This is a genomic window from Desemzia sp. FAM 23988 (assembly GCF_045528365.1).
Lineage (GTDB): Bacteria > Bacillota > Bacilli > Lactobacillales > Carnobacteriaceae > Desemzia.
Genome location: NZ_JBGQQS010000019.1, coordinates 43,410 through 49,622, shown reverse-complemented (window position 1 = coordinate 49,622; position 6,213 = coordinate 43,410). Strand labels below are relative to the sequence as shown.

Genomic DNA, 6,213 nt, shown 5'->3' with positions numbered 1-6,213 from the left:
ATTGATATGGCATGGGGCTTTGCTCGATAGCCTTTGTCTGCTTTCGACCAATAGAATCCAAATCCCAGAAATTTAAATGTTGGATTATTTGGTTTAATGACTTTCGATTTAGTCGCATTAACAGTTAGCCCCAGTGTTTCCTCAATATATCGTGTAACCGAACGCATCACGCGCCTTGCTGCGAATTCGCTCTTAACGAAAATAATACAGTCATCTGCGTATCGAACAAAGTGTAATCCTCTTTTCTCAAGTTCTTGGTCGAGTTCATTCAAGAGGATATTACTCAATAATGGAGAAAGATTTCCCCCTTGGGGGGTGCCTACTTGGCTTTCCTTGTATTGTCCGTTGACCATAATACCACTCACAAGATATTTCCGAATAAGCGATATTACATCCCCGTCCGTTATTTTCCGAGAAACCAGATTCATCAGTCGGTCATGGTTAACTGTGTCAAAGAACTTCTCTAGATCAATGTCGACAATCCAACGGTACCCTTCGTTTATATCTCTTAGCGCTTGGGCTATAGCCATATGAGCGTTACGATTTAGACGAAAGCCATAGCTACTATTGTGAAAGTGTTCCTCAAAAATAGGTGTCAGAACTTGTGCAATCGCTTGTTGAATAACCCGGTCAATCACTGTCGGTATCCCCAGTAATCTGACCCCACCCGATGCTTTAGGTATCTCTACTCTTCTCACAGGTTTAGGTTGATATTGTCGTTGACGAATGTCATGAACAAGTTCTTCTTTATGTTGACGAAGATATTCTTTAGCCACTTCTATAGACATACCATCAATGCCTGCGGCACCTTTATTCCGTTCCACTTGTCGAAAGGCTTCGTTTAAATTGTTTCTGGATAGGATTCTATCCAATGTCCTGTTTCCATGCATGTTTGTTACTCCTTTTCTGTTCTCGTAAGGCAGCTATCTACTTTTACGCTGTTATAGCCAGTAGTCTTCGGCGACCTCCAATAAAGATGTTTGTAACGATAAAATTGTTCAGTCCTTCGCTCTTTCTAGCTTTCACTAGCTGTCTTCACTACTACGACCTCGGCTGACTTCTCATGGGTCAAGCACTTATCACTAAGTGTATTTGGAATAACACCATGAGACCTCCCCAGTTAAGGTGCGAACTCTTTCACTCCATCTATCTGCCACATGTATGCTTCGAGTTAAAACAGTTATCGGACTTCAGCTTCTTTCGCAGCCTTATCCACTCGACTCACCTCTTATGTGATTTCTGTTCGTCAGACCAGAGTTTTGCTTTGGGCTTCAGATTCCACCTCACGGTGGACACCCTTGCCGTCAGCTATATGCTTACCACTGTCAGGTTGCATTCGGGACTTGTACCCGTTAGAGTTCGCCCATGCTGGGCGAACAAAAAAGGGAACGCAAACAAAATTTGCGTTCCCTTTTTACGGTGATTCGAATAAAAAAGGAACGGAAAGGTAAATTGTTCTTTTTTCAGCATCTATTTTTCATTTCTGGGGGCAACGATCGTGCCATCTGGTGTCGGTTCGTGTGGTCGATTCCCCATTTGTATTCATCAGCTGTTGGAACATCGATAGACTCTAAAAAAATAGTCTCGAAACCATGTTATCAGTTGTTTAATAGGATTTTAGGGGGATATAATAATGGCAATAATGATGCATGATATAAAAAAGGCGGAGAAAGAAGTGAGGAGGGAAACGTCGTCTAGTTCATCTTGCAGCAGCAAGCTCATTTGTGAAATCCATTCACCAAAATCCTTAGCGGGACTCCATACTTGTATTTATTCTGCTGATCTAATCCAACGTGTTTGTGTCTTGATGGATGGACTTAATTTGATAGTAAAGTGTTTGTCATAAAATATCAAAAGATATTTTATGACATTTTTTTCCTTTTCAATAATGCTAGCGAAGCCATTACTTTGATAACGAAAGAACCTAAAACTTGCTCATAATTATACTTTATGTTATTTTGAATTCAGTTTAGTTAAATTTTAGTGAGAAGTATTTATTTTTAATGAGGAAGGTGAGTTTGGTCTTATAGTTTTTTTGATGTGGATAATTTAAAGGGGGAAAAGGAATGAAGAAGAAAAAATTATCGTCATTGGTTACATTAAGCGCAGTGGGGTTATCATTAGTCAGCCCACTTGTTGCCAGTTCACCTGTTTCAGCTGAGGGGACAGCATGGGATTCAGAGCGTTATGGGGATACGCTGGATGTGGATACTTATCTGGAGACTCTCTCAGAAGATGAAGCCTTTTTAGAAGAAGCGGCACAAAAAGTACAACAACAAACAGCTGACATCAATTTTGATTCTGCTGAAGCGAGTTCCGACATTGCAGCTGAAGAAAATTTTACATATAATGGCGGAACCAAGCTTTTCTTGGATTACAATTTGCAATTGAAAGAGTACACATTGCGCAGTGTGGGAGAGAACGTTGAGATTTGGGTAGCGAATGATACTGGCTATCCAGAAGGCGATCCTCGTCCAGATCCGGTAGTGACACAAGCACAAGTGGACAAGTTGCGGACTGAATTTGACAGCAACATCTATCCACAAGCGACGTCCTTTTTTGGAACACCAGATGTTTTAGATGGGACGAATGCGTTACTAGAATCGATGGGTATTCCGGATGATTACTATGCCGGCAGTGAGAAAGTCATGCTGATGGTGGATAACGTGCAAGATGAAAATTACTTTGATCCGACATATCCGAATTATGTGGCAGGATTTTTCTGGCAGACATTGGAACTTTATACGGACCGTAATATGATTACGGTGGATACATTGGATTGGGAGAATCGTTTAGACCCTACGTACTTTGGAACAACCATTCATGAACTGCAGCATTTGATTCACGCGGACAATGATGAAGCGGAAGAAACGTGGATCAATGAAGGGATGTCAACGTTCTCTGAGTATCTTGGAGGATATGGTCACAACACAGGGGCCATCAATTATTACTTGGATCATCCGGAGAATTCGCTCGTCAATTGGGATGACCACCGTTACGCGGAAACAGGACCAGAAACGATTGCAGATTATGGGCAAGTGTACCTGTTTACTTTATACATGAATGATCAATTTGGCCAAGAGTTTATTCGTGACCTGGCATTGAGTGACAAACAAGGGATCGAGAGTGTCAATGAAACGCTGGCGAATCACGGAACAGGATTAGACTTTACTCAGCTGTATCAGAATTTTATGGCTGCTTTAGTGTTGGATAATGATCGCCACGGAAATGAAGAGTATGCTTTTAACAGCATTGATTTACGCGAGGTTCCTGTAGATAATGCTGGGACTCCTAGAGGCATTACCGTCAACTTTGAAAAGTCAGAACTCTATGAGAAGTCTGGTGTCCCGGCATGGGGCGGTGACTTCAAAGAACTGAAATTTGAAAGCAAAATCGACAACATCTCCTTCAACGGGGTCGATTTCCTTCCTCAACAGTGGCAACAAGTTGCGGATCCGTTGAACGCAGACAACACTGTTTTCTGGGGGAATCAAGGAGATGAAGCAGACAACCGGTTAATCTTCGAAGCTGACTTGACAGGAGTAGAGACAGCTACTTTAGAATTTGACCAACTCCTTCAAATTGAAGACACTTGGGATTATGGATTTGTACAAGTTTCAACGGACGGTGGAGCTACATGGGAAAGTTTAGCCAATGAAAACACACGCAGTGATACAGCAGATGGTGTTTACCCAACAATTGTGGAAAATCTCCCAGGGTTTACGGGAGTGAACGAGGAATGGCAAGAGGAATCCATTGATTTATCGGCTTATGCAGGCGAATCGGTCTTGCTGTCGTTCCGTTATTTAACAGACTGGGCGAGTAACGAAGCCGGTTGGTATGTCGACAATATTTCCATCCCGGAAATCGGCTATGCCAATGATGGATCATCTACCGACGAATTTAAAACGTTAGATGAAGCTACGGGCAAATATGTTCACTACACGGTCAGCTTTATCAATGAACGTGTAGTAGGCAATGGAAAAGGCCAAAAGACAAACACGAAAGTCATTGAGGTCGATCCATTTAATGTGACTCAAGAAGATGCGTTGCAATTGAATCAACTGTTCCAAAACGGGAAAAACTACATGATTACGACTTACGCAGCTCCGGCTGGGAAAAGAGATCCTGTAGAATTCACTTATGAGATTCAGTTGAAACAAAACAACGGAAATGGCAACGGAAATTCAGGAAATAACGGCAAAGGGAACAAATAGTTAAGTGGAAACGAGTCGGGATAACCGGCTCGTTTTTTTGCTGCTGCTTTCAATATCCTTGTAGTGCCTTTTTATGAGAGCAGTTTCCGTTATGATAGTAAAGGAGAAATTTACATAAAAATGTGTACTCAAACTAAAGAATTACATATATAAAAGATAAAAGAAAAATTGGGTTAAGAAGAAGGCTGCGAATTTATATTTTTCTTAACAGCATTAGGCTATAATACAACTAATTAATCTATGCAGACACATACTACGAGAATCGTGAAAGGAGATTATTATGTTTGATTCATTTGATTACGGTTGGCTTAATGTGGGGAGTTTAATTTTGGGCTTGGTTGCCTGGTTCATTCCCGTTGTTAGTATAGTACGATACAAAAAAAGAAAAACTAAATTTCCATTTGTCCTGCCCTTGTTGAGTATGGGGGCCTGTGCTGGCGCCTTATGGCTTCAAATTTCCTTTAACAATTACTTAGTCCAAATTCAAGATTGGACTGCACTGATGGATACGACTAGCACCTTAAACTGGGTATCCGCGGTGCTTCTTATTGTAACTATCCTATTAAATATCGTTAGCGCGATGGTGATACACAAAAATATAATTTCCGAGTAACAGTGTTTCAAATGGACAGGCGTTTTGCTAGATGAATTTTAAGTTAATTTGATGATTGACACTTGAACATTTGCTTGTTATATTAGATGAAAATAACAAACATTAAATAATGATTAGAAAACACAGTGAAGAGGAAAGTACATTTTACAGGAAACTCAAAGAGAACCCCTATTGGTGAGAAGGGGTAGTGGAATTGAAATGGAAAATGGCCTTGGAGTGGATTTGTCGACAGTTCCATTGGACTTTAGATGAATACGGGTACGCCCGTTATAGTGTCACAGTATAATTGAGTCAAATGAACTCGGCGTACTGGATGAGGTAAAAGCTGTGAGGCTTTTACGAAACAAGGTGGTAACACGAGAGATGAACTTTCTTCCGTCCTTGCACAAAGATTTTTTTGTGCAGGGGCGGATTTTTTTATGAACTTTTTTTAAAATAGGAGGGATGATCGTGCCGATAAGGGTTGATCCACAATTACCGGCTGCACAAAAGCTAGCCAGAGAGAACATCCAAAATATGGAAGGCGAGGTAAGTGCAGAACAGAAGAAACTATCCTTACGATTATTGATTTTGAATTTGATGCCGCTGAAAGAAACAACTGAAGAGCACTTGCTGCGGTTGGTGGGAAATACACCGCTGGAGGTAGAAGTGATTTTTTTGCGCATGAAGAGCTATCAATCGAAGAATACCTCGGCTATTCATCAGGCTGAGTTCTATCTAACCTTAGAGGAAGTTCGAGATGAAAAATTCGATGCGATGATCGTCACCGGCGCTCCAGTAGAACATCTTGCTTTTGAAGAGGTTGCTTACTGGCCTGAGCTGGTAGAAATCATGGAGTGGAGCAAGAGCCATGTTTACTCCACTTTTTACATCTGTTGGGGCGCTCAAGCTGGCCTCTACTATTTTTACGGGTTGGATAAATACCCTTTGTCAGAGAAACTATTTGGCATTTTTGAACATAGCGTATCTGATTCCAAAGCAAGTCTTCTTAAGGGAATGGACGATGTCTTTTACCTCCCCCATTCCCGCCATACTGGAATCCATAAAGAATCCATAGAAAAAACAGCTGAGCTGGAAATACTAGCGGAGTCAAATGAAGCAGGGGTCGCCCTCATTCGCAGTCGGGATAATCGGCAAGTGTTCATTACCGGGCATGCGGAATACGATGCGAATACATTGGAAAAAGAATATATGCGAGACTTGGCAAAAGGGCGGTCAATCGCCGTTCCCAAAAATTACTATCCAAATGATGACCCATCTAAATCGCCATTAGTTCGTTGGCGGTCTGCGGCTCATTTACTTGTCAGCAACTGGTTGAATTATATTGTCTACAATGGAAGCACTGATAAAGCAGAACAATCTATTGGAAAGCCATAAAAAAGG

General features: G+C 41.3%; 4 protein-coding genes and 1 other annotated feature. Of the genes, 3 read left to right on the top strand and 1 reads right to left on the bottom strand.

Features of this window, described 5'->3' with window-relative positions; translation table 11 throughout:
- The coding region (gene ltrA / locus ACEN4L_RS10350; protein WP_407097138.1) for a group II intron reverse transcriptase/maturase at positions 1-890 on the bottom strand (890 nt) is incomplete at its 3' end.
- Positions 891-2,066: 1,176 nt separating this feature from the next.
- On the opposite strand from ltrA, the gene ACEN4L_RS10345 reads away from it, so the two are divergent.
- The 3 genes from ACEN4L_RS10345 (at position 2,067) to metA (ending at position 6,207) form a co-directional block, all read left to right on the top strand.
- Positions 2,067-4,217, top strand: coding sequence for a choice-of-anchor J domain-containing protein (locus tag ACEN4L_RS10345; protein ID WP_407097137.1), 2,151 nt, complete (start codon positions 2,067-2,069; stop codon positions 4,215-4,217).
- Positions 4,218-4,497: 280 nt separating this feature from the next.
- Positions 4,498-4,830 carry a hypothetical protein gene (locus ACEN4L_RS10340; RefSeq protein WP_092481200.1) on the top strand — a complete coding sequence of 111 codons (333 nt, stop codon included), beginning with the start codon at positions 4,498-4,500 and terminating at the stop codon, positions 4,828-4,830.
- A gap of 116 nt (positions 4,831-4,946) precedes the next feature.
- Positions 4,947-5,216 (top strand) — a binding site (T-box leader).
- 58 nt (positions 5,217-5,274) lie between these two features.
- Complete coding sequence (gene metA, locus ACEN4L_RS10335; RefSeq protein ID WP_407097136.1) at positions 5,275-6,207, top strand: homoserine O-succinyltransferase; 933 nt, start codon at positions 5,275-5,277, stop codon at positions 6,205-6,207.
- The last annotated feature ends 6 nt before the right edge of the window (positions 6,208-6,213 follow it).

Excerpts from the sequence above, each read along its gene's own strand:
- ACEN4L_RS10340 (WP_092481200.1), top strand. The coding sequence starts at position 4,498 with ATGTTTGATTCATTTGATTACGGTTGGCTTAATGTGGGGAGTTTAATT.
- ACEN4L_RS10345 (WP_407097137.1), top strand. The coding sequence starts at position 2,067 with ATGAAGAAGAAAAAATTATCGTCATTGGTTACATTAAGCGCAGTGGGG.
- metA (WP_407097136.1), top strand. The coding sequence starts at position 5,275 with ATGATCGTGCCGATAAGGGTTGATCCACAATTACCGGCTGCACAAAAG.